Origin of the sequence: Neisseria sp. HMSC070F02 (assembly GCF_001814225.1) — a bacterium.
Classification (GTDB): domain Bacteria; phylum Pseudomonadota; class Gammaproteobacteria; order Burkholderiales; family Neisseriaceae; genus Neisseria; species Neisseria meningitidis.
The window spans coordinates 5,025-28,770 of the sequence record NZ_KV815480.1 but is presented as its reverse complement, the minus strand read 5'-3'; the positions used below and the strand labels follow the sequence as shown (position 1 = coordinate 28,770).

The window sequence follows — 23,746 nt, the reverse complement described above, 5'->3', positions numbered from 1 at the left end:
GGAAGGTGGGCGGGGAAGTGCGGAAAAGGGAACGGAAGCCTGATAAGGCATTTGACGGTTTGTTTCCTACGCAGGCATTACCCCGACAGGTTCTACGGATTTTGCTTTCGCAATCTCAGCCGCCCGGCGGGCAGCACTCCGACAAGGAGCTTTAAGTGTACACAAAAGCAGGGGATGTTGGCAAAATTCTTACATTTTCGGCGGCACGGCGCATTTCCATAACAAATGCCGTATAATCAAGCCCCTGATTTTTTATGCGCCGACACTATGCATCCGACCTATTCCGCCGTACAGGCGCGGCTGCTCGAAGCCAACCGCCTTTCCCCCGAACTGCTCGCCAAAAGCCTGTGCATCATCGGCGCGCACCACGTCGATTACGCCGACATCTACTGCCAGCGCACCGCTTATGAAAGCTGGCATTTGGAAGAGGGCATCGTCAAATCGGGCAGCTTCCAAATCAATCAGGGCGTGGGCGTGCGCGCCGTTTCGGGCGATAAAACCGCCTTTGCCTACGCCGACAGCCTGTGCATCGATTCGATAAACCGTTCCGCCCGCGCCGTCCGCGCGATTGGGGCGGCAGGCGGCAAGGTGTCCGCCAAAATGCCGTCTGAAACGCGCGGCAAGCCGGTTTGTTCCGCGTCCGACCCCATTGCCGGCCTCGATTCCGCCGCCAAAGTCGCGCTGTTGAACAAAGTGGAAGCAATCGCCAAAGCCGCCGATCCGCGCATCGTGCAAGTGATGGCCGGTTTGACCTGCGAATACGATATGGTTTACCTCGCCCGTCTGGACGGCAAACACGCCGCCGACATCCGCCCGATGGTGCGCCTGAACGTTACCGTTATCGCCAAACAGGGCGAACGCCGCGAACAGGGCAGCGCGGGCGGCGGCGGACGCTACGACTTGGCTTATTTCGATGAAAACTTGGTGCGGCAGTTTGTCGATGCCGCCGTCAAACAGGCACTCACCAACCTCGAATCCCGCCCCGCGCCCGCTGGCGAAATGACCGTCGTTTTGGGCAACGGCTGGCCGGGCGTGTTGCTGCACGAAGCGGTCGGACACGGTTTGGAAGGCGATTTCAACCGCAAGGGGACAAGCGTCTTTTCCGGCAGAATAGGCGAGCGCGTCGCCGCCAAAGGCGTTACCGTTGTGGATCAGGGTGATATTGCCAGCCGGCGCGGTTCGCTCAACATCGACGACGAAGGCAACGAAACCCGCCGCACCGTATTGATTGAAGACGGCATTTTAGTCGGCTATATGCAGGACGAAACCAATGCCCGCCTGACGGGTACGCAATCCACCGGCAACGGCCGCCGCGAAAGTTACGCTTCCGCCCCTATGCCGCGCATGACCAATACCTTTATGGAAAATGGCAGCTATGAGCCGGAAGAAATCATCGCGTCCATCGACAAAGGCATTTACGCCGTCAACTTTGGCGGCGGACAGGTGGACATCACCGGCGGCAAATTTGTGTTCAGCGCGTCCGAAGCATGGTGGGTGGAAGGCGGCAGGCTGCAATACCCCGTCAAAGGCGCGACCATTATCGGCAACGGGCCCGAAGTGCTGAAACACGTTTCGATGATAGGCAACGATACCGCGTTGGACAGCGGTGTCGGCGTGTGCGGCAAAGAAGGGCAGAGCGTCCCCGTCGGCGTGGGGCAACCGACTTTGCGGATTGATGCCGGACTGACCGTCGGCGGTAGCGAAATCTGACGCAGAATCCGGCACGATGCCGTCTGAAAGGTTTTCAGACGGCCTTTTACATTAGGATAAAACCATGCAGGAACAGAATCGGAAACCAAGTTTTCCCATAGTGATGTTGCTGGTGTCGGTTGCCCTGTGGATAGCGTCTTTATCCAATGTTGCATTTTATTTGGGCAATCATGGAAGCATGGAGGGTTTGACCGTTTTGATTTTGGGGTCGATATTTGCTTCTTTGGATATCAGGTATTGTGCGGTCTATGCGAATTATGTTTGGTTGGCGGCCATTGTTTTGCTGGCGTTGCGGAAGAAGGTCGTGCCTGTCCATGCGGCATTTTGGGGCTTGGCGTTGGTGGCTTTCAGTGTGAAAGCCGTATACGTCGATGAAGCAGGGAATACATCGGATATTGTGCGCTACGGTGCAGGATTTTATTTGTGGTATGCCGCATTTGCGGTTGCCTCCATCGGTACGTTTGCCGGAAAGAATAAGGAAAGAAAAGCCGCATCGGCGGCAGACGGGACGAAAAATGACGTTTGATAAATGGTTGGGCTTGTCAAAACTGCCTAAAAATGAAGCAAGAATGCTGCTGCAATATGTTTCGGAATATACGCGCGTGCAGTTGTTGACGCGGGGTGGGGAAGAAATGCCGGACGAAGTCCGACAGCGGGCGGACAGGCTGGCGCAACGCCGTCTGAACGGCGAGCCGGTTGCCTATATTTTAGGTGTGCGCGAATTTTATGGCAGACGCTTTACAGTCAACCCGAACGTGCTGATTCCGCGCCCCGAAACCGAACATTTGGTCGAAGCCGTATTGGCGCGCCTGCCCGAAAACGGGCGCGTGTGGGATTTGGGGACGGGCAGCGGCGCGGTTGCCGTAACCGTCGCACTCGAACGCCCCGATGCGTTTGTGCGCGCATCCGACATCAGCCCGCCCGCCCTTGAAACGGCGCGGAAAAATGCGGCGGATTTGGGCGCGCGGGTCGAATTTGCACACGGTTCGTGGTTCGACACCGATATGCCGTCTGAAGGGAAATGGGACATCATCGTGTCCAACCCGCCCTATATCGAAAACGGCGATAAACATTTGTTGCAAGGCGATTTGCGGTTTGAGCCGCAAATCGCGCTGACCGACTTTTCAGACGGCCTAAGCTGCATCCGCACCTTGGCGCAAGGCGCGCCCGACCGTTTGGCGGAAGGCGGTTTTTTGTTGTTGGAACACGGTTTCGATCAGGGCGCGGCGGTGCGCGGCGTGTTGGCGGAGAATGGTTTTTCAGGAGTGGAAACCCTGCCGGACTTGGCGGGTTTGGACAGGGTTACGCTGGGGAAGTATATGAAGCATTTGAAATAATTGTTTGCAAAATTGGCGGGTTTTCCATTATTGGGTTATGATGTGTTTCGATATGTAAACATTTATAGGTTTGGAGCGATAAACAATGAATGCAGTCGTAGTTGCCGTAATCGTTATGCTGGTGCTGTCGCTGTCGCGCGTGCACGTGGTATTGAGCCTGACGGTCGGCGCGTTTGTCGGCGGCGCGGTGGCGGGTATGCCGCTGCAAAACATTGCCGATGCGGCGGGACAGGTCAGTCAGGCGGGGATTATCCCCGTGTTCAACAAAGGTTTGGAAGGCGGTGCGAAGATTGCGCTTTCTTATGCGATGCTCGGCGCGTTTGCAATGGCGATTACCCATTCCGGCCTGCCGCAGCAGCTTGCCGGCGCGGTCGTCCGCAAGCTGAACCGGGGCGGTATGCCCGACAGCGTGCGTTCGGGCGAGGGCGCGGTCAAATGGCTGCTGCTTTCCATCATCCTTGTGATGGGCATTATGAGTCAGAACATCATACCTATCCACATCGCCTTTATCCCGATGATTGTTCCGCCGCTGCTTTTGGTGTTCAACCGCCTGAAAATCGACCGCCGTCTGATTGCGTGCGTCATTACTTTCGGGCTGGTTACGACTTATATGTTCCTGCCTTACGGCTTCGGCGCGATTTTTTTGAACGAAATCCTGTTGGGCAACATCCATTCCGCCGCGCCGCAGCTTGATGTGAAAAACATCAACGTAATGGCGGCAATGGCGATTCCCGCGTTGGGAATGCTGACCGGACTCCTGCTGGCGTTTGTCCATTACCGCAAACCGCGCCTGTACCAAAGCAACAATGCCGATACGGCGGGCAACGCCGATGCGGCAAACCGTCCGCAGCCGTCCGCCTACCGCAGCCTGGCCGCCGCCGCCGCCATTGCCGTATGTTTTGCCATCCAGTTGATGTATGAAGACTCGCTGGTGTTGGGCGCGATGCTCGGTTTCGCCGTATTTATGATGTTGGGGGTCATCAACCGCGACAAGGCAAACGACGTATTCGGCGAAGGTATCAAGATGATGGCGATGGTCGGCTTCATTATGATTGCCGCGCAGGGTTTTGCCGCCGTGATGAATGCGACCGGGCATATCCAGCCGCTGGTGGAAAGCAGTATGGCGATATTCGGCAACAGCAAAGGTATGGCGGCATTGGCGATGCTGGTGGTGGGGCTTTTGGTAACGATGGGCATCGGTTCGTCCTTTTCCACTTTGCCGATTATTGCCGCGATTTATGTGCCTTTGTGTGTCGGTTTGGGTTTTTCGCCGCTTGCCACCGTCGCCATTGTCGGCACGGCGGGGGCGTTGGGCGATGCCGGTTCGCCTGCGTCCGATTCCACGCTGGGCCCGACGATGGGGCTGAACGCCGACGGGCAGCACGACCACATCCGCGATTCCGTTATCCCGACCTTCATCCACTACAATATCCCGCTGCTGATTGCCGGCTGGATTGCCGCGATGGTGCTGTAAATGGACGCGGTTCAAGAGTTGGAACACCGCATCACAGAGCTGGAAATCCAATCCGCGCTTCAGGAGGACGTAATCGCCGGCCTGAACGCGATGGTGGCGGAATTGCGGCAGACGCTGGATTTGCAGCAGGCTCAGTTGAGGCTGCTGTATCAAAAAATGCAGGACAGGAATCCCGACACGCAAGAGCCGTATTCCCTGCGCGACGAGATTCCGCCGCATTATTGATGTGCCGCCGTATCCGGATTTCCTTAAAAAAGGCTGTGTTTGAATATTCCGCCGATGCAAACCTAAGATGTAACTTTAATCAGTCGGACAAAATGCCTTTTATCCGATGGAACCGTTTTCCGCCCGAACGGAAATAAGCGGTTTTCCCCTGTAAACAGATAAAACCAACCGGGTATTCATACACAGCCAAAAAAAAAGCCGTCCGAACCCAAAGGGGACAGACGGCCAAACACATTACGGGGAAAACGTCTTACTCAATGAGTCTGCGAAACAGACATTGCTAAAACAATTGCAATTATAAGGTAAGTTTATTTTTTTTTTTTTTTTTTTTGCAAAGAAATGTAAATTTTTAAATTTTTAAAACCGTTCCGCCGCATCCGTTTGGATGCCGTCTGAAACGGTGGCAGGGTTTTACCGTTCCGCGCCGCAAACCGGGCATTCGGGGTTGCGCGGCAGGTCGAAATATTGCCAGCCCCCTTCCAAGGCACGGTAAACCGCCAGCCTGCCGTGCGACGGTTCGCCCGCATCCAGCAGGATTTTCAGAGCTTCCGCCGCTTGGGTACTGCCGATGATGCCGACCAGCGGCGAGAACACGCCGAAGAGGGAACAGATGCCGTCTGAAGCCGATCCGCCGTCAAACAGGCAGGCGTAACACGGCGAGTCGGGCAAGTCGGGACGGTACACGGCAAGTTGTCCTTCAAAGCGTACCGCCGCCCCTGAAACCAGCGGTGTTTTCGTGTGCACGCAGGCACGGTTGACCGCCTGCCGCGTGGCGTAGTTGTCGCAGCAGTCTAAAACGATGTCGGCGGCTTGAACCAAACCGGTCAGGCGGCAGCCGTCGAGTTTTTCGTTGACGGCGCGGACATCGACGGTATGGTTGATATGGCGCAGACGGTCTGCCAAGGCTTCGGTTTTGAGTTTGCCGACGTCGCCCTCGTTAAATGCGACCTGACGTTGCAGGTTGTGCAGTTCGACCGTGTCGAAATCGGCTATGGTCAGCGTGCCGACACCCGAAGCGGCAAGGTAGGGCAGTGCGGCGGCACCCAAACCGCCGCATCCGACGACCAAAATATGTGCGTCGGAAAGCTTTTGCTGCCCTTCGATGCCGATTTCGTCCAAGAGGATGTGGCGGCTGTACCGCAGCAGGAGTTCGTCGTCGTTGTCGTGTTCGGTCGTGGTCATGATGATGTTCGGAAAAAACAGTTGCGGGCGATTGTAACGCTGCCGTCGGGCGGCGTTCAACTTCAGACGGCATTTCGGGACACGGGCGGTTAAAGTGTGAACGGTTTGGCACGGATGCGGCATTTGAGGTACATTTACAGTATTTACGGCAATGAGAGAAAAATCATGCAACTGCATATTCTGAACAATCCAAAGGACGCGGCTTTGGCGGCGGACGCGGAATTTCTGAAACAATCCCTGTTCAACCTCCTGCACGAAGAAGCCTCGCCGTTGGTTGTCGAAACGGTCAAACTCTTGTCCACTTCCGACGACAGCGCGGCATTGATTGAAAAAGTATTGCCGCAATTGGACGAACAACAAACCCACGATTTAACCTTGGCCTGCGGCCTGTTCGCACAGATTTTGAACATCGCCGAAGACGTGCACCACGAACGCCGCCGCCAAATCCACGAAGAAGCCGGACGCGGCGGCGCGGAAGGCAGCCTGACGGAAACCGTCCGCAGGCTCAAAGCGGGGAAAGCCGACGGCAAATCGGTGCAGCGGCAGTTGGACAATACGTCCGTTACCGCCGTTTTGACCGCGCACCCGACCGAAGTGCAACGCCAAACCGTTTTGAATTTCAACCGCCGCATCCGCGCGCTGCTGCCGCAACGCGAACGCTGCACCAATGCCGACGCGCTGGCACGGCTGCGCCGCGAAATCGACACTATCCTGCTGGGCTTGTGGCAGACCAGCGAAACGCGCCGCCACAAACTCAGCGTCAACGACGAAATCAACAACGGCGTGTCCATCTTCCCGATGAGCTTTTTCGAAGCCCTACCCAAACTCTACCGCAAGATGGAACACGACTTTCAGACGGCCTATCCCGATGTCCGCGTTCCGGACATCCTCAAAATCGGCGGCTGGATCGGCGGCGACCGCGACGGCAATCCGTTTGTTTCTGCCGAAACCCTGCGCTTTGCCTTCCGCCGCCACGCCGATGCCGTGTTCCGTTTCTATCGCGGCGAACTCGACAAACTTTACCGCGAACTGCCGCTCTCCATCCGCCGCGTCAAAGTCAACGACGACGTAATGGCACTGGCAGCCCTCTCGCCTGACGAAGAAATCGCCCGCACGGAAGAACCCTACCGCCGCGCCATCGCCTACATTATGGCGCGCGCTATGGGCAAAGCGCGCGCGCTCGGTTTGGGTATGGGCTGCAAATTCGGCTTTCTCGAGCCTTATGCTTCGGCACAAGAATTTCTCGATGATTTGAAAAAACTGCAACGTTCCCTTATCGACAACGGCAGCCGCCTGCTTGCCGAAGGCCGTCTGGCAGACCTCATCCGCTCCGTATCCGTGTTCGGCTTCCATATGATGCCGCTTGATTTGCGCCAACACGCGGGCAAACACGCCGATGTGGTTGCCGAGCTTTTCCAACACGCCGGCCTGGAAGACTACAACAGCCTCTCCGAAGAGCAGAAACAAGCCGTCCTGTTGCGCGAATTGAGTCATCAACGTCCGCTGTACAGCCCGTTCATCACATACAGCGACCATACCCGCCACGAACTGGCAATTTTCAACGAAGCGCGCAAAATCAAAGACGAATTTGGCGAAGATGCCGTAACACAAAGCATTATTTCCAACTGCGAACAACCCAGCGACCTGCTCGCCTTGGCATTGCTGCTGAAAGAAAGCGGCCTGTTGGCGGTGGAAAACGGCAAACCGCACAGCCGCATCAATATCGTGCCGCTGTTTGAAACCATCGAAGCACTCGAAAACGCCTGTCCGGTCATGGAAACCATGTTCCGCCTCGATTGGTACGATGCCTTGCTCGAAAGCCGCGGCAATATCCAAGAAATCATGCTGGGCTACTCCGACTCCAACAAGGACGGCGGCTACGTTACCAGCTCATGGTGCCTCTACCAGGCGGAATTGGACTTGGTCGAACTCTTCAAAAAATACGATGTCCGCATGCGCCTGTTCCACGGACGCGGCGGCAGCGTCGGACGCGGCGGCGGCCCGTCTTACCAAGCCATTCTCGCCCAACCGGCAGGCAGCGTGGCCGGACAAATCCGCATCACCGAGCAAGGCGAAGTCATTACCGCCAAATACGCCGACCCGGGCAATGCCGTGCGCAATCTCGAAACCCTTGTTGCCGCAACACTCGAAGCCAGCCTGCTGCCCGATCAAAAAGACCCCGAACCTGCGCTCATGCAGGCATTGTCGGACGTATCGTTCAAATACTACCGCGAACTGATTACCCACCCTGACTTCATCGACTACTTCCTGCAAACCAGCCCGATTCAGGAAATTGCCACCCTCAACCTCGGCAGCCGTCCTGCCAGCCGCAAAACCTTGGCGCGGATTCAGGACTTGCGCGCTATTCCGTGGGTATTCTCATGGATGCAAAACCGCCTCATGCTGCCTGCTTGGTACGGTTTCGGCAGCGCGGTGGAAACCTTGTGCGAAGACAAACCCGAAACGCTCGCCGCCCTGCGCGAACACGCCCAAAGCAACCCGTTCTTCCAAGCCATGCTTTCCAATATGGAGCAAGTGATGGCGAAAACCGACATCACCCTCGCGGAAAACTATGCCGGCTTGAGCGAATCGCCGGAAAAAGCCGCCGTCATCTTCGGCATGATTAAGGAAGAATACCAACGCAGCCGCAAAGCCCTGCTCGACCTGCTGCAAACCGAAGAACTTTTACGCGACAACCGCAGCCTCGCCCGTTCGCTTGCCTTGAGGATTCCATATTTGAACGCGCTCAACGGCCTGCAGGTCGCCATGCTCAAACGCCTGCGTAAAGAACCCGACAATCCGCACGCGCTGCTGATGGTTCACCTGACCATCAACGGCGTGGCGCAAGGTTTGCGCAATACAGGCTGATTGTGCCGCATCGGGGCAAAATGCCGTCTGAACACCTTTCAGACGGCATTTCCCTGACCGCACTTGCAGAGAAACACCGATTGTTTTAAAGTGAACGGCAGTGATATGTTGAAAGACGACCAATGAAAATTACCGTTATCGGCGCAGGTTCGTGGGGTACGGCGCTCGCCCTGCACTTTTCCCAACACGGCAACCGCGTATCCCTGTGGACGCGCAACGCAGACCAAGTCCGCCAAATGCAGGAAGCGCGTGAAAACAAACGCGGACTGCCCGGCTTTTCCTTTCCCGAAACCTTGGAAGTGTGTGCGGATTTGGCAGACGCGCTCAAAGACAGCGGACTTGTCCTTATCGTAACCTCCGTTGCCGGATTGAGAAGCAGCGCAGAGCTGCTCAAACAGTACGGCGCGGGACACCTCCCCGTCCTCGCCGCCTGCAAAGGATTCGAGCAGGATACAGGGCTGCTGACCTTTCAAGTATTGAAAGAAGTATTGCCCGACAATAAGAAAATCGGCGTACTCTCCGGCCCGAGTTTTGCACAGGAACTCGCCAAACAACTGCCCTGTGCCGTCGTCCTCGCCTCCGAAAACCAAGAGTGGATTGAAGAACTCGTACCGCAGCTCAACACGACTGTCATGAGGCTTTACGGCAGTACCGACGTTATCGGCGTGGCGGTTGGCGGCGCGGTAAAAAATGTTATGGCGATTGCCACCGGATTGTCCGATGGCCTAGAGTACGGGCTTAACGCCCGTGCCGCACTGGTTACGCGCGGATTAGCTGAAATTACCCGCCTTGCCTCCGCAATGGGCGCACAGCCCAAAACCATGATGGGGCTGGCAGGCATCGGCGACCTCATCTTGACCTGCACTGGCGCACTCTCACGCAACCGCCGCGTCGGCTTGGGTTTGGCAGAAGGCAAGGAACTGCATCAGGTGCTGGTCGAAATCGGACACGTTTCCGAAGGGGTCAGCACGATAGAAGAAGTCTTCAATACTGCCTGTAAGTACCAAATCGATATGCCGATTACCCAAACCCTGCTGCAACTCATCCGTAAGGAAATGACCCCTCAGCAGGTCGTCGAAAGACTGATGGAACGCAGCGCGCGTTTCGAATAAACAACAGACAGATGCCGTCTGAAGCCTTCAGACGGCATACGGACAGGTAAGGTTATGAAACAAAATATCGAAAAACTCGAAAGCAGCGTTTATACGCTGGTACAAAAATTCGAAACCCTCGTCAGCGAAAACCGCCGCCTCAAAGAAACCGTCGCCGAACTCAAACGGGCGCACGAGCGGCAAAAACTCGAACACGAAACCGCCGTCGACGAACTCAGCGAAGCCCTGCTCGTCCAAGTCGGCAAACTCAAAGAAGACCTGCAAAACAAAATCGACAGCCTGACAGAAGAAAATACACGATACCGCAGCCTGCTCGAACAGAGCAGGGAAAAAATCAGCGCACTGGCAGCGCGCCTCCCCCAATGGCAGGAAACGCAGCAATAAGGATTAAAGGATGAACATCGAACAAGTCCACATCGAAGTCATGCACGCCCGGCTGACCGTCAACACGCCGGCAGAAGAAAAAGACACACTGTTGCAGGCAGTCGGAATGCTCAACGGCAAAGCCGAAGCCATCCGCGAAGGCGGACGCGTCGCGGACAGCGAAAAAATCGTCATTATGGCCGCGCTCAACGTCGTCCACGACCTGTTGAAAACCTCTCTGAACGGCGGCGATTTGGCAATCGGCGATTTTGCGCGTAAAATAGCCGATATGGACAACGCCTGCCAAAAAGCACTATCCCGCTTGGCGCAGGAATAACCCCTTTTTCCCTGCGGTGTCCGCGAAGGCATATATTCCTTTGAACCAATAAGTTCGCTTAAGGTTGCCGGGAGCAGTAGTGGGCGCGAGCGTCCTTTTGCGGACGCACCCGAAACTACCCGAGGCAGCCGCCTTGTCAGCAAGGTTCAAGCGGATTCGGCCGAAACGGCTCTCGCGGGGATTCCCATTCAAAACCGCATCGCAACGATGCGGTTTTTCACATTGGCCGCCGCCCCGCCCGAAAAAGCAGTATGCAGTCTGCCGAAATCCGGAAAATCCTTCCGTAACGCGGTAATGCGATTGACAAAATCGAATCCTGTCTTTAAAATTTACAACTTTCTATATCTATCTGGATTTCCACTATGAAAACCTTTTCAGCGAAACCCCACGAGGTGAAGCGCGAATGGTTCGTCATCGATGCCCAAGACAAAGTCTTGGGTCGCGTTGCGGCCGAAGTCGCCAGCCGTCTGCGTGGCAAACACAAACCTGAATACACCCCCCACGTCGATACCGGCGATTACATCATTGTTATCAATGCGGACAAACTGCGTGTAACCGGTGCCAAATTCGAAGATAAAAAATACTTCCGCCATTCCGGTTTCCCAGGCGGTATCTACGAACGCACTTTCCGCGAAATGCAAGAGCAATTCCCGGGCCGCGCTTTGGAACAAGCTGTAAAAGGTATGCTGCCCAAAGGTCCTTTGGGTTACGCCATGATTAAAAAACTGAAAGTGTATGCGGGTGCGGAACACGCCCATGCTGCGCGACAACCCAAAGTTTTGGAACTGAAATAAGGACGCGACATGAACGGTAAATACTACTACGGCACAGGCCGCCGCAAAAGTTCAGTGGCTCGTGTATTCCTGATTAAAGGTACAGGTCAAATCATCGTAAACGGCCGTCCCGTTGACGAATTCTTCGCACGCGAAACCAGCCGAATGGTTGTTCGCCAACCCTTGGTTCTGACTGAAAACGCCGAATCTTTCGACATCAAAGTCAATGTTGTTGGCGGCGGCGAAACCGGCCAGTCCGGCGCAATCCGCCACGGCATTACCCGTGCCCTGATCGACTTCGATGCCGCGTTGAAACCCGCCTTGTCTCAAGCTGGTTTTGTTACCCGCGATGCCCGCGAAGTCGAACGTAAAAAACCGGGTCTGCGCAAAGCACGCCGTGCAAAACAATTCTCCAAACGTTAATGTTGGAAATTCAAAAAACCCTGCTTATCGCAGGGTTTTTTATTTGTAGTAGACGGTTTCCCATTGGCAATCTAAAGATTACAGATTGGGCAAAAATCAAAAACAGTATAGTGGATTAAATTTAAATCAGGACAAGGCGACGAAGCCGCAGACAGTACAAATAGTACGGTAAGGCGAGGCAAACGCCGTACTGGTTTTTGTTAATCCACTATACATGAAAAAATAGAAAAACTGCCGGGTATGGTTGAATAAGGGGTCAGACCGGTTCCAGTTCGCTCAGTCCGGGCAAATCTGCAAAACCGCGTTCGCGTATGATTTGGCAAAAATTGTTCAGATAGCTCTTGTCCGTATCTTCGGTACGGATGGCGGCATACAGTTTGCTTTGCAGTCCGTCGGCAGTAATTTGGCGGTGGACGACATAGCCTTTTTCAAGGTAGGGCATGACTGTCCAATAGGGAAGGGCGGCAATGCCACGTCTGCTGGCAACCAGTTGGATAATGGCGATGGTCAGTTCGCTGTGTCGGCGCGGCGGGTTGATGTTTTTCGGAATCAGGATTTTTTTGGGCAAATCCAGCATCTCGTCGGGAACGGGATAAGTAATCAGGGTTTCCCCGATAAAGTCTTCGGCTTCCCAGACAGTTTTGGCGGCAAGCGGGTGATCTTTGGCGCAGATGCCGACCATTTCGTAGGCAAACAGTGGTTGGAAGCTGATGCCGCTTTGTTTTTCCGCTTCGGAAACAATGGCAAGGTCGGCGCGGTGTTGCAGCAGCAGCCCGACGGGATCCGCTTGGAATCCCGATACGATATCCAGTTCGACTTGGGGCCACATCGGGCGGAATTCGCCCATGGCGGGCATCAGCCAGTCGAAACAGGTATGGCATTCGACGGCAATCCGCAGCTCTCCCGCCTCCCCTTCCGTGATTCGCGCCAAATCTCGTTCTGCAACAGCAACTTGAGGTATCAGTTCGTGGGCGAGGCGCAGCAGCCTTTCGCCCACCGGGGTAAAGCGCAAGGGCGTGGATTTGCGTTCGAACAGCGGCGTGCCGTAGTGGTTTTCGAGCATACGGATCTGGTGGGAAAGGGCGGATTGGGTAAGGAAAACCCGTTTGGCGGCAAGGGAGACGCTGCCGGTTTCTTCAAGTGCCAGCAGGGTTTTGAGGTGGCGCAATTCGATAATGGAATCCATGGGGGCTTCAGACGGCATATTGAACCGGCGCATATTAAAATAATTCATATGCGGGTGCAAATCGGAAAAATGTGAATTCCGGACATTTTGCGATTAGAATGCCCGCTTGTTTAAAGCGATTAGGAAAAAAGATGGTATTGCGCAGGGATTTTCTGACTTGGTGTAATGAAACGTTGCAGACGGCATCGTTTAAAGATTACGCCCCCAATGGTTTGCAGGTTGAAGGGAGGGAATATATCGGGAAAATCGTTACGTCGGTAACGGCAAGCAGGGCAGCGATTGATTTTGCTGTGGAGCAGAAGGCAGATTTGCTTTTGGTACATCACGGTATGTTCTGGAAAAACGAGTTGCCGACCGTTACTGGTTGGAAAAAAGAACGGATTGCCGCACTGTTACGGCACGACATCAATATGGCAGGCTACCATCTGCCCCTGGATGCACATCCCACACTGGGCAACAATGCCCAACTCGCCGACAGATTGGGTTTTGCGACAGAAAAACGGTTCGGCGAACAAAACCTGCTCAACTCGGGCAGCCTGAAACAAGCCAAGACACTCGGCGCATTGGCGGCGCATATTGAAACAGTTTTGCAACGTAAGCCTGTCGTCATCGGCAAACCCGAACGCGAAATCCGACGGGTTGCATGGTGCAGCGGCGGGGCGCAGGGGTTTTTTCAGACGGCAATAGACGAAGGTGTCGATCTGTATTTGACGGGGGAAATCTCTGAAGCCCAATACCACCTTGCCAATGAAACGGGTACGGCTTTCATTTCGGCAGGGCATCACGCGACGGAACGTTACGGCGTACGCGCGCTGGCAGAATCGGCGGCAGAGGTTTTCGGGTTGGAAGTGTGCCATTTTGACGAAAACAATCCGGCTTGAGTCTTGAGAAATATCATAAAACTTTACCTTATTTTAAATAATGCTTTGAGTATCACTGCAAACTGGGTAAAATTGCAACGTTTAATGGCTCGGTATTCCCAAAATATTAGGACGACTGAATAATGGATAATCAAGAAATCAACAACGGCCGCCGCCGTTTCCTGACACTCGCGACCTGCGGCGCGGGCGGAGTGGCAGCATTGGGTGTGGCAACGCCGTTTGTGGCCAGTTTTTTCCCTTCGGAAAAAGCCAAGGCCGCCGGTGCTGCCGTCGAGGTGGATGTCAGTAAAATCGAAGCGGGTCAGCTGCTGACCGCCGAGTGGCAAGGCAAACCGATTTGGGTGCTCAACCGTACAGATCAGCAGCTTAAAGACCTGAAAGGCCTGAACGGCGAACTTACCGATCCCAATTCCGATGCGGAACAGCAGCCGGAGTATGCTAAAAACGAGACCCGTTCGATTAAGCCGAACATCCTTGTCGCCATCGGTATCTGCACCCATTTGGGCTGCTCGCCCACCTTCCGTCCCGACATTGCCCCTGCCGATTTGGGTGCAGACTGGAAAGGCGGCTTCTTCTGCCCCTGCCACGGTTCGAAATTCGACTTGGCCGGCCGCGTATATAAAGGTGTTCCTGCCCCGACCAACCTGGTTGTCCCACCATATAAATACTTGAGCGACACAACTATCTTGGTGGGCGAAGACTAAGAATAAGGAACGATAATTATGGCAAACCAAACCAATAGCAAAGCAAAAGCATTGTTAGGCTGGATGGACGCTCGTTTCCCCCTGTCTAAAATGTGGAATGAGCATTTGGCTCAATACTACGCACCGAAAAACTTTAATTTTTGGTACTACTTCGGCTCTTTAGCCTTGCTTGTCCTCGTGATTCAAATCGTCAGCGGCATTTTCCTGACCATGAACTACAAACCCGACGGCAACCTGAACGCCTACCATCTGCCTGCCGCCTTTACCGCAGTAGAATACATTATGCGCGACGTGTCCGGCGGTTGGATTATCCGCTATATGCACTCCACCGGCGCATCGTTCTTCTTCATTGTTGTTTATCTGCACATGTTCCGTGGTTTGATTTACGGTTCGTACAAAAAACCCCGTGAGTTGGTGTGGATTTTCGGCTCCCTGATTTTCTTGGCATTGATGGCGGAAGCCTTTATGGGCTACCTGTTGCCTTGGGGTCAAATGTCCTTCTGGGGTGCGCAGGTAATTATTAACTTGTTCTCCGCCATCCCTGTTATCGGTCCTGATTTGTCCACTTGGATCCGCGGCGACTTTAACGTTTCCGACGTTACCCTGAACCGCTTCTTTGCCCTGCACGTTATCGCGGTACCTTTGGTATTGCTCGGCTTGGTTGTGGCGCACATCATCGCCCTGCACGAAGTGGGTTCTAACAACCCTGACGGCGTTGAAATCAAGAAAAACAAAGACGAAAACGGTATCCCGCGCGACGGTATCCCATTCCATCCTTACTACACCGTTAAGGACATCTTGGGTGTCGTTGTATTCCTGATTGTCTTCTGTTCCGTGTTGTTCTTTGCACCAGAAGGCGGCGGCTACTTCCTCGAAGCGCCGAACTTCGATGCTGCGAATGCGCTGAAAACACCTCCGCACATTGCACCGGTATGGTACTTCACTCCGTTCTACGCCATTTTGCGTGCGATTCCCTCGTTCTTGGGAACACAGGTATGGGGTGTAATCGGTATGGGTGCGGCAGTTGTACTGATTGCCCTGTTGCCTTGGCTGGATAGGGGCGAGGTGAAATCCGTCCGTTACCGCGGCCCGATTTTCAAAACCGCATTGGTCTTGTTCATCATTTCCTTTATCGGTTTGGGTATTTTGGGCGCGATGGTGGCAACCGATACGCGTACTTTGGTCGCGCGCATCCTGTCCTTCGTCTATTTCGCATTCTTCCTGGGTATGCCGTTCTATACCAAGCTGGATAAAAACAAACCGGTTCCCGAACGCGTAACCATGAGCACCGCCAAACAAAAAATCATGTTCTTTGTTTACGTCGGCATTACCGCCGTGGGTGCTTACCTGTTTGCAACCAACATCTGATGAGGGCAGTCAAAATGAAACAAGCTATGAAAAATTGGTTTGCTGCCTTGCTGTTGGCAGTACCCATGGGTGCGGCATTTGCTTCGGGCGGTCATGCACACTATGAGAAAGTCGATATCGATTTGCGCGACCAAGTCAGCCTGCAGCGCGGCGCACAAATCTTTACCAACTATTGCCTGTCCTGCCACTCGGCAAGCGGTATGCGTTTCAACCGTTTGAAAGACATCGGTTTGACTGACGAAGAAATCAAGAAAAACCTGATGTTTACCACCGATAATGTCGGCGATGTCATGCATTCGGCGATGAACCCGAAAGATGCGGCAAAATGGTTTGGTGCTGCTCCGCCCGATTTGACATTGATTGCGCGTTCCAAAGGTGCAGACTACCTTTACGCCTATATGCGCGGCTTCTATAAAGATCCGACCCGTCCGAGCGGCTGGAACAATACCGTATTTGATAAAGTCGGTATGCCTCACCCGCTGTGGGAACAGCAAGGCGTTCAAGCCGTTGAGTTGGATGCCAAAGGTCAGCCGGTTATGGTAAAAGACGAACACGGCGAGATGAAGCCTAAGCTGTATTGGGAATCTACCGGTTTGCACAGCCGCCGTCTGCCTAACGGCAAAGTGATCCAAAAAGAGTACGACGCATATGTACGCGATTTGGTCAATTACCTTGTGTACATGGGCGAACCTGCACAACTGCAACGCAAACGTATAGGCTATGTCGTGATGATTTTCCTATTTGCGGTTATGCTGCCTTTGGCGTATTTCCTGAAAAAAGAATATTGGAAAGACGTACACTAAGCGTTTGGAACAAAAGGGCAAATCCTTTAGGGTTTGCCCTTTTTTCATTTTGCCTGCCGTTTGAAAAGCCTGAATCCGTATGCCGTCTGAACATAGCTGCAACATTTCAGACGGCATCATTCTAAAAATGTCAGACATCGGGAACTTAATCAGGGTTTGCGGCGGATGGATATTGAATTAGGAAAAGGCCTGAAACCGCAAGCAGCATGGTAAGGCGATGTCGAACAGGTTTAAAGCCAATCCGCTATATTTTTTGGAGCTATGTCGAACAAACAGGTAGAATCGGAATAAGCGGCGGTTTTGTCCGGTGTGAAAATGTTTGAATATTAGGATGATTGATGGAACTGATGACTGTTTTGCTGCCTTTGGCGGCGTTGGTGTCGGGCGTGTTGTTTACATGGTTGCTGATGAAGGGCAGGTTTCAGGGCGAGTTTGCCGGTTTGAACGCGCACCTGGCGGAAAAGGCGGCAAGATGTGATTTTGTCGAACAGGCGCACGGCAAAACCGTGTCGGAATTGGCGGTGTTGGACGGGAAATATCGGCATTTGCAGGACGAAAATTATGCTTTGGGCAACCGTTTTTCCGCAGCCGAAAAGCAGATTGCCCATTTGCAGGAAAAAGAGGCGGAGTCGGCGCGGCTGAAGCAGTCGTATATCGAGTTGCAGGAAAAGGCACAGGGTTTGGCGGTTGAAAACGAACGTTTGGCAACGCAAATCGAACAGGAACGCCTTGCTTCTGAAGAGAAGCTGTCCTTGCTGGGCGAGGCGCGCAAAAGTTTGAGCGATCAGTTTCAAAATCTTGCCAACACGATTTTGGAAGAAAAAAGCCGCCGTTTTACCGAGCAGAACCGCGAGCAGCTCCATCAGGTTTTGAACCCGTTGAACGAACGCATCCACGGTTTCGGCGAGTTGGTCAAGCAAACCTATGATAAAGAATCGCGCGAGCGGCTGACGTTGGAAAACGAATTGAAACGGCTTCAAGGATTGAATGCGCAGCTGCACAGCGAGGCAAAGGCACTGACCAACGCGCTGACCGGTACGCAGAACAAGGTTCAGGGCAATTGGGGCGAAATGATTCTGGAAACGGTTTTGGAAAATTCCGGCCTCCAGAAAGGGCGCGAATATGTGGTTCAGGCGGCATCCGTCCGAAAAGAGGAAGACGGCGGCACGCGCCGCCTCCAGCCCGACGTTTTGGTCAACCTGCCCGACAACAAGCAGATTGTGATTGACTCCAAGGTCTCGCTGACAGCTTATGTGCGCTACACGCAGGCGGCGGATGCGGATACGGCGGCACGCGAACTGGCGGCACACGTTGCCAGCATACGCGCGCATATGAAAGGCTTGTCGCTGAAGGATTACACCGATTTGGAAGGTGTGAACACATTGGATTTCGTCTTTATGTTTATCCCTGTCGAACCGGCCTACCTGTTGGCGTTGCAGAATGACGCGGGCTTGTTCCAAGAGTGTTTCGACAAACGGATTATGCTGGTCGGCCCCAGTACGCTGCTGGCGACTTTGCGGACGGTGGCGAATATTTGGCGCAACGAGCAGCAAAACCAAAACGCGCTGGCGATTGCGGACGAAGGCGGCAAGCTGTACGACAAGTTTGTCGGCTTTGTACAGACGCTCGAAAGCGTCGGCAAAGGCATCGATCAGGCGCAAAACAGCTTTCAGACGGCATTCAAGCAACTTGCCGAAGGGCGCGGGAATCTGGTCGGCCGCGCCGAGAAACTGCGTCTGTTGGGTGTGAAGGCAAACAAGCAGCTTGCACGCGATTTGACCGAACGTGCCAATGAAACAACGGCGTTGTCGGAATCTTTGGAATATGCGGCAGAAGATGAAGCAGTCTGACTTGTGCGGAAAAGCTTGTTTCAGCAGGGGCGGGAATGCCGAAAGCGCGGCGTAACTGTACCGGTTCTGATTTGGGGTTGGTTTGAAGTACTTACCAAAGCCTTGTCCGGCGAGGTACACCGGCAAGGCGGCGGTTGTCTGAGCCTTTTGCGTTTCAGACGGCATCAGTGCAGATGACGCCGTCTGAAGACCGTAGTGAAGTCGGTTAGAAAAACGGATTGTGCCGTTTTTCGTGTCCGATGGAAGTCATACGCCCGTGTCCGGCGACAACTTGCACGGTTTCGGGGAGGGCGAATAATTTGTTGCGGATATTATTGATTAAGTCGGCGTGGTTGCCGCGCGGAAAATCGGTTCTGCCTATGGTTTCGTAAAACAGCACGTCGCCCGCAATCAGCAGCTCCGCTTCGGCACAATAGAAAACCACGTGTCCCGGCGTGTGCCCCGGAATATGCAGCACTTGGAAGGCGTAGCGTCCGACTTTGAGCGTTTCGCCTTCTTCGAGCCAATGGTTCGGCGCAAAGGCGGGCGAGACGGGGAATCCGTATTGCGCGGTGGTTTGCGGCAGCGATTGGAGCAGGAATTCATCTTCGCGGTGCGAACCGAGGACAGGGACTTTATGCGTTTTCAACATTTCGACCACGCCGCCCGCGTGATCGAGATGGCCGTGCGTCAGCCAGATTGCCGTGAGCGTAAGTTTGCGGTTTGCCAACGCTTGCAGCAGGAACGGCACATCGCCGCCGACATCGGTCAGGACGGCTTCGCCACTTTCGTCGTCCCAAATCAGGGTGCAGTTTTGGCGGAAGGGGGTAACGGGGAAGATTTCGTAACGTAGGGTCATCGGCGTGTTCCTAAACGGTTTTTCAGACGGCATCGGGTTTGCCGTTTGTTTTATGGCGGTTTGCCGCCCGTTTTGATATTGGGGGAATCAGATGATTAAGAAGACAATCGGCGGCATCATACCGATTTTTATGGCGGTTTTCATCCCTGCATCGGCAGGCGCGGCGGATTTGATGTTGGCGCAGGAATACAAAGACCAAGAGATTGCAGGCTGGGCAATGAGCGAGAAACTCGACGGCGTGCGCGCCTATTGGGACGGAAAGCACCTGATAAGCCGTCAGGGCTACGCGTTTACGCCCCCCAAAGGCTTTACCGCGCAGTTTCCGCCTTATCCTTTGGACGGCGAATTGTATAGCGGACGCGGTCAGTTCGAGCAGATTTCCGCTACCGTGCGTTCTGCTTCTTCAGACTGGCGCGGTATCCGCCTGCACGTTTTCGATGTACCCAAGGCGCAGGGCAATCTCTACCAACGTTTGGCAGTCGCAACGCAGTGGCTGAAAACGCATCCGAACGCGCCGATTACCATCATCCCACAAATCAAAGTGCGCGACCGGCAGCACGCGATGGACTTTTTAAAACAAATCGAAGCGCAGGGCGGCGAAGGCGTGATGCTGCGTCAGCCCGAATCCCGTTACAGCGGCGGCAGGAGCAGCCAATTATTGAAGCTGAAAAGCCAATACGACGACGAATGCACGGTAACGCGGCACTATGAGGGCAAAGGGCGAAACGCCGGACGGCTGGGCGCGGTCGGCTGCAAAAACCGACACGGCGAATTCCGCATCGGCAGCGGTTTCAAAGACAAAGACCGCGACAACCCGCCCAAAATCGGCACACTGATTACCTACCGCTACCGTGGTTTTACGCGGAAAGGCACGCCGAAATTTGCCACATTTGTGCGCGTGCGTACCGACCGCTGAGCAGGACGGTTCAGACGGCAGCCGATACTTTGGTTTATAATTTTCCTTTTACCGACCGATTCCGACATATGACCGATTTAGAAACCAAACGCCTTGAAACACAGGCGATGCTTGAAAACGCCGATCTTTTGTTCGACCAAGGCCAATGCCGTGCCGCACTGCAAAAAGTGGCGGACGAGATTACGCGCGATTTGGGCGGCAAATATCCGCTGCTGCTGCCCGTGATGGGCGGCGCGGTGGTGTTTACGGGGCAGTTGTTGCCGCTGTTGCGTTTTCCCTTAGATTTTGATTATGTTCACGTTTCCCGTTACGGCGACAAGCTGGAGGGCGGCGCGTTCAACTGGAAGCGTATGCCCGATGCGGAACAAATCCGGGGCAGGCACGTCGTCGTGCTGGACGATATTTTGGACGAAGGGCATACGATGTCCGCCATTCAAGCCAAACTTTTGGAAATGGGTGCGGCAAGCTGCCGTGCGGCGGTGTTCGCCAACAAGCTGATTGACAAACCCAAGCCTATCCGAGCCGATTATGTCGGACTGGATGTGCCGAACCGTTATGTTTTCGGTTACGGCATGGATGCGGCGGGCTGCTGGCGTAATTTGGGCGAGATTTACGCATTGGACGGAAAATAAGGACGCGATGCCGTCTGAAGGCCTTTCAGACGGCATCGCGCCCATACGCCGGCAGGATAATGAAGAACAGGACGCATAATATGATAGGGCTTTTAATCATCACACACGAAACCATAGGCGAAGCCTACCGCAAGCTGGCACATCATTTTTTCCCGGGCGGGCTGCCTGAAAACGTCCGCATACTCGGCGTGCAGCCGACGGAAGACCAAGACGACATCATCAACAACGCCATTGCCGCGCTTCAGGAGTTTCCCGACAACGACGGCGTGCTGATTATGACCGATATTTTCGGCGCGACCCCCTGCAATGCAGCCCGCCGCCTCGTGCGCGAAAACAAATCGGCGATTTTGACCGGGCTGAACGCGCCGATGATGGTTAAGGCCGTCCAATATTCGCCGGCGGCGGAAGACCTTGCCGCCTTTACCGAATGCGTCAGGGAGGCGGCGGTAAAAGGCATTTTCGCCATCACGTCCGCGCCCGAAGATTTGGTGTGCCGGCGCAGCGGCGATGCCGTCTGAAGAAGCGGCAGGGCAGGAAAACATTTTAAACGGCGTCTGCTGCCGATATACATAACACGGGAATCGAAATGCTCAAACAATCCATCGAAATCATCAACAAACTCGGACTTCACGCCCGTGCCTCCAGCAAATTCACCCAAACCGCGTCTCAGTTTCAAAGCGAAGTCTGGGTAACGAAAAACGGCAGCCGCGTCAACGGCAAAAGCATCATGGGGCTGATGATGCTCGCCGCCGCCAAGGGTACGGTCATCGAGCTGGAGACGGACGGCGCGGACGAGGCGGAAGCGATGCGCGCCCTGACCGACTTAATCAACGGCTACTTCGGCGAGGGCGAATAATGAGTATCGTGCTGCACGGCGTGGCGGCGGGCAAAGGCATTGCCGTCGGTTGCGCCCACCTGATTGCGCGCGGTACGGAGGAAGTGCCGCAGTATGATGTTGCGGAGGCGGACACCGATGCCGAAGCCGAACGTTTCGATGCCGCCGTCAAAGCCACGCGCAAAGAGTTGGAACAGCTCCGCAGCGCGATTCCCGAAAACGCCCCGACCGAGTTGGGCGCGTTCATCTCGCTGCACCTGATGCTCTTGACCGATGTTACCTTGTCGCGCGAACCCGTCGATATTTTAAGGGAACAAAAAATCAACGCCGAGTGGGCATTGAAGCAGCAGAGCGACAAACTCGCCGCCCAATTCGACAATATGGACGATGCCTATTTGCGCGAACGCAAGCAGGATATGCTGCAAGTCGTCCGCCGCATCCACAACAACCTGATCGGGCAGGGCAACGAGTTGGAAGTTGCCGACAACCTGTTTGACGAAACCGTTCTGATTGCAAACGACCTTTCGCCCGCCGACACGGTTTTGTTTAAAGAGCAGCGCATTGCCGCCTTCGTTACCGATGCCGGCGGCCCCACCGGGCATACGGCGATTTTGGGCAGGAGCTTGGACATCCCGTCCGTCGTCGGGCTGCACAACGCGCGCAAACTGATTACCGAGGGCGAAACGGTCATTGTGGACGGTATCAACGGCGTGTTGATTATCGCGCCGGATGAGTCGGTGTTGAACGAATACCGCCGCCGTGCCCGCGAATACCGCAGCCACAAACGCGATTTGAACAAGCTCAAAAAAACCGCCGCCGCCACCGCTGACGGGGTCTGCATCGAGCTTGTGGGCAATATAGAATCCGCCGAAGACGTGAAACCGCTGCACAACCTCGGCGCAGACGGCATCGGGCTGTTCCGCAGCGAGTTTCTTTACCTGAACCGCGATACGATGCCGTCTGAAGACGAGCAGTACGAAGTGTACAGCGCGATTGTCAAAAAAATGAAAGGCAAAAGCGTAACGATACGGACAGTCGATTTGGGTGTGGACAAAAACCCGCGCTGGTTCGGGAAAAACAGCACGCCCAACGGCAGCCTCAACCCCGCGCTGGGCATGACCGGCATCCGCCTGTGCCTTGCCGAACCGGTCATGTTCCGCACCCAGATGCGCGCCATCCTCCGTGCGGCGGTACACGGCCCCGTGCGGATGATGTGGCCGATGATTACCTCCGTATCCGAAGTGCGCCAGTGCCTCATCCACCTCGACACCGCGCAACGCCAGCTTGCCGAACGCGGCGATGCCTTCGGTAAAGTCGGCATCGGCTGTATGATTGAAATTCCGTCTGCCGCGCTGACCGTCGGCAGTATTTTGAAACTGGTCGATTTCATCTCCGTCGGTACCAACGACCTGATTCAATACATCTTGTCCGTCGATCGCGGCGACGACAGCGTCAGCCACCTCTACCAGCCCGGCCATCCCGCCGTGCTGAAAATGCTGCAACACGTCATCCGTACCGCCAACCGCATGGACAAAGACGTATCCGTATGCGGCGAGATGGCGGGCGATACCGCGTTTACCCGCGTTTTATTGGGTATGGGGCTGCGCCGTTTTTCCATGAACCCCAACAACATCCTGCCCGTCAAAAACATCATTCTGCACAGCAATGTCGGACAGCTCGAAAGCGATATTGTGAAAGTCATCCGCTGCGAAGACGAAGAGAAGTCGGAAAAGCTGATCAAACAGATGAACAGCGTGTCTGTCGAGGAAGAAGCCGACTTCAAGGGGCGGAAATAAATACGGCAGGTAAAAAATAGAAATACTTAACAATGCCCGCAATCTGAAATTTTGCCATTCTTGCAAAATAGAAAACCGAAACAGAAACCCAAAATCGGCCATTCCCTCAAAAACAGAAAACCAAAATCAGAAA

At 54.5% G+C, this 23,746-nt stretch carries 24 protein-coding genes, 1 other RNA gene and 1 riboswitch; of the genes, 22 read left to right on the top strand and 3 right to left on the bottom strand.

The features are described from left to right. Positions 1-46 precede the first annotated feature (46 nt). Positions 47-151, bottom strand: a riboswitch (TPP riboswitch). A 74-nt stretch (positions 152-225) separates the two neighbouring features. The 5 genes from tldD (at position 226) to HMPREF2959_RS08810 (ending at position 4,746) form a co-directional block, all read left to right on the top strand. Then, positions 226-1,710, top strand: coding sequence for a metalloprotease TldD (gene tldD / locus HMPREF2959_RS08830; RefSeq protein ID WP_025461279.1), 1,485 nt, complete (start codon positions 226-228; stop codon positions 1,708-1,710). Between the two features lie 64 nt (positions 1,711-1,774). After that, a complete protein-coding gene (locus HMPREF2959_RS08825; protein ID WP_002243672.1) occupies positions 1,775-2,236 on the top strand; it encodes a hypothetical protein in 462 nt (153 codons plus the stop codon). Continuing rightward, a complete protein-coding gene (gene prmC / locus HMPREF2959_RS08820; RefSeq protein WP_002243671.1) occupies positions 2,226-3,047 on the top strand; it encodes a peptide chain release factor N(5)-glutamine methyltransferase in 822 nt (273 codons plus the stop codon). The genes HMPREF2959_RS08825 and prmC overlap by 11 nt, the downstream gene beginning before the upstream one ends. A gap of 85 nt (positions 3,048-3,132) precedes the next feature. Further along, positions 3,133-4,521, top strand: coding sequence for a Na+/H+ antiporter family protein (locus HMPREF2959_RS08815; protein WP_002234390.1), 1,389 nt, complete (start codon positions 3,133-3,135; stop codon positions 4,519-4,521). Further along, the gene (locus HMPREF2959_RS08810; protein WP_002226807.1) at positions 4,522-4,746 is read left to right on the top strand and encodes a SlyX family protein; all 225 of its coding nucleotides are present in this window, start codon (positions 4,522-4,524) and stop codon (positions 4,744-4,746) included. Positions 4,747-5,157: 411 nt separating this feature from the next. Here the strand turns inward: HMPREF2959_RS08810 and HMPREF2959_RS08800 are convergent, their stop codons facing one another. Further along, positions 5,158-6,051, bottom strand: coding sequence for a HesA/MoeB/ThiF family protein (locus HMPREF2959_RS08800; RefSeq protein WP_033915043.1), 894 nt, complete (start codon positions 6,049-6,051; stop codon positions 5,158-5,160). A 42-nt stretch (positions 6,052-6,093) separates the two neighbouring features. Between HMPREF2959_RS08800 and ppc the strand changes: the two genes are divergently transcribed. The 7 genes from ppc (at position 6,094) to rpsI (ending at position 11,804) form a co-directional block, all read left to right on the top strand. After that, a complete protein-coding gene (gene ppc, locus HMPREF2959_RS08795; RefSeq protein ID WP_002243669.1) occupies positions 6,094-8,796 on the top strand; it encodes a phosphoenolpyruvate carboxylase in 2,703 nt (900 codons plus the stop codon). A gap of 122 nt (positions 8,797-8,918) precedes the next feature. Next, positions 8,919-9,908, top strand: a complete 990-nt coding sequence (locus tag HMPREF2959_RS08790; RefSeq protein ID WP_002215013.1) for an NAD(P)H-dependent glycerol-3-phosphate dehydrogenase — start codon at positions 8,919-8,921, stop codon at positions 9,906-9,908. A gap of 54 nt (positions 9,909-9,962) precedes the next feature. Continuing rightward, entirely contained in the window at positions 9,963-10,292 is a 330-nt protein-coding gene (locus HMPREF2959_RS08785) for a hypothetical protein (RefSeq protein WP_002215012.1), read from the top strand. A 10-nt stretch (positions 10,293-10,302) separates the two neighbouring features. Then, entirely contained in the window at positions 10,303-10,608 is a 306-nt protein-coding gene (locus HMPREF2959_RS08780; RefSeq protein ID WP_002215011.1) for a cell division protein ZapA, read from the top strand. A gap of 5 nt (positions 10,609-10,613) precedes the next feature. Further along, positions 10,614-10,793: non-coding RNA, 6S RNA (ssrS, locus tag HMPREF2959_RS08775), on the top strand. Between the two features lie 177 nt (positions 10,794-10,970). Continuing rightward, positions 10,971-11,402 (top strand): 50S ribosomal protein L13, encoded by a 432-nt coding sequence (gene rplM / locus HMPREF2959_RS08770; RefSeq protein ID WP_070696701.1) that lies wholly within the window; start codon positions 10,971-10,973, stop codon positions 11,400-11,402. A gap of 9 nt (positions 11,403-11,411) precedes the next feature. Continuing rightward, positions 11,412-11,804 (top strand): 30S ribosomal protein S9, encoded by a 393-nt coding sequence (rpsI, locus tag HMPREF2959_RS08765; protein WP_002215008.1) that lies wholly within the window; start codon positions 11,412-11,414, stop codon positions 11,802-11,804. Between the two features lie 256 nt (positions 11,805-12,060). Here rpsI and HMPREF2959_RS08760 read toward each other — a convergent pair whose 3' ends face one another. Beyond that, entirely contained in the window at positions 12,061-12,990 is a 930-nt protein-coding gene (locus tag HMPREF2959_RS08760; protein ID WP_002243668.1) for a LysR family transcriptional regulator, read from the bottom strand. Positions 12,991-13,121: 131 nt separating this feature from the next. Here HMPREF2959_RS08760 and HMPREF2959_RS08755 point away from each other — a divergent pair, with 131 nt between their 5' ends. From HMPREF2959_RS08755 to rmuC, 5 genes are all read left to right on the top strand, one after another. Next, on the top strand, positions 13,122-13,871 hold the full coding sequence (locus HMPREF2959_RS08755) for a Nif3-like dinuclear metal center hexameric protein (protein WP_002243119.1): 750 nt from the start codon (positions 13,122-13,124) through the stop codon (positions 13,869-13,871). A 122-nt stretch (positions 13,872-13,993) separates the two neighbouring features. Next, on the top strand, positions 13,994-14,575 hold the full coding sequence (gene petA, locus HMPREF2959_RS08750; RefSeq protein WP_002215005.1) for a ubiquinol-cytochrome c reductase iron-sulfur subunit: 582 nt from the start codon (positions 13,994-13,996) through the stop codon (positions 14,573-14,575). A gap of 18 nt (positions 14,576-14,593) precedes the next feature. Beyond that, entirely contained in the window at positions 14,594-15,943 is a 1,350-nt protein-coding gene (locus HMPREF2959_RS08745; protein WP_002218185.1) for a cytochrome b, read from the top strand. A 14-nt stretch (positions 15,944-15,957) separates the two neighbouring features. Continuing rightward, positions 15,958-16,746: a cytochrome c1 gene (locus HMPREF2959_RS08740; protein ID WP_002218184.1), complete on the top strand. Its 789-nt coding sequence runs from the start codon at positions 15,958-15,960 to the stop codon at positions 16,744-16,746. Positions 16,747-17,084: 338 nt separating this feature from the next. Then, positions 17,085-18,596, top strand: coding sequence for a DNA recombination protein RmuC (rmuC, locus tag HMPREF2959_RS08735; protein ID WP_002243667.1), 1,512 nt, complete (start codon positions 17,085-17,087; stop codon positions 18,594-18,596). A gap of 205 nt (positions 18,597-18,801) precedes the next feature. On the opposite strand, the gene HMPREF2959_RS08730 is transcribed toward rmuC, so the two are convergent. Further along, the gene (locus HMPREF2959_RS08730) at positions 18,802-19,434 is read right to left on the bottom strand and encodes an MBL fold metallo-hydrolase (RefSeq protein ID WP_002243666.1); all 633 of its coding nucleotides are present in this window, start codon (positions 19,432-19,434) and stop codon (positions 18,802-18,804) included. Between the two features lie 91 nt (positions 19,435-19,525). Here HMPREF2959_RS08730 and HMPREF2959_RS08725 point away from each other — a divergent pair, with 91 nt between their 5' ends. The 5 genes from HMPREF2959_RS08725 (at position 19,526) to ptsP (ending at position 23,613) form a co-directional block, all read left to right on the top strand. Then, on the top strand, positions 19,526-20,350 hold the full coding sequence (locus HMPREF2959_RS08725) for a DNA ligase (RefSeq protein WP_002243665.1): 825 nt from the start codon (positions 19,526-19,528) through the stop codon (positions 20,348-20,350). A gap of 68 nt (positions 20,351-20,418) precedes the next feature. Then, positions 20,419-20,982 (top strand): hypoxanthine-guanine phosphoribosyltransferase, encoded by a 564-nt coding sequence (locus tag HMPREF2959_RS08720; protein WP_002218180.1) that lies wholly within the window; start codon positions 20,419-20,421, stop codon positions 20,980-20,982. Between the two features lie 80 nt (positions 20,983-21,062). After that, positions 21,063-21,500 carry a PTS sugar transporter subunit IIA gene (locus HMPREF2959_RS08715; RefSeq protein ID WP_002214994.1) on the top strand — a complete coding sequence of 146 codons (438 nt, stop codon included), beginning with the start codon at positions 21,063-21,065 and terminating at the stop codon, positions 21,498-21,500. Positions 21,501-21,568: 68 nt separating this feature from the next. After that, positions 21,569-21,838, top strand: coding sequence for an HPr family phosphocarrier protein (locus HMPREF2959_RS08710; RefSeq protein WP_002219949.1), 270 nt, complete (start codon positions 21,569-21,571; stop codon positions 21,836-21,838). Further along, positions 21,838-23,613 (top strand): phosphoenolpyruvate--protein phosphotransferase, encoded by a 1,776-nt coding sequence (gene ptsP, locus HMPREF2959_RS08705; RefSeq protein WP_002225691.1) that lies wholly within the window; start codon positions 21,838-21,840, stop codon positions 23,611-23,613. Before HMPREF2959_RS08710 ends, ptsP begins: the two co-directional genes overlap by 1 nt. Positions 23,614-23,746: the final 133 nt, after the last annotated feature.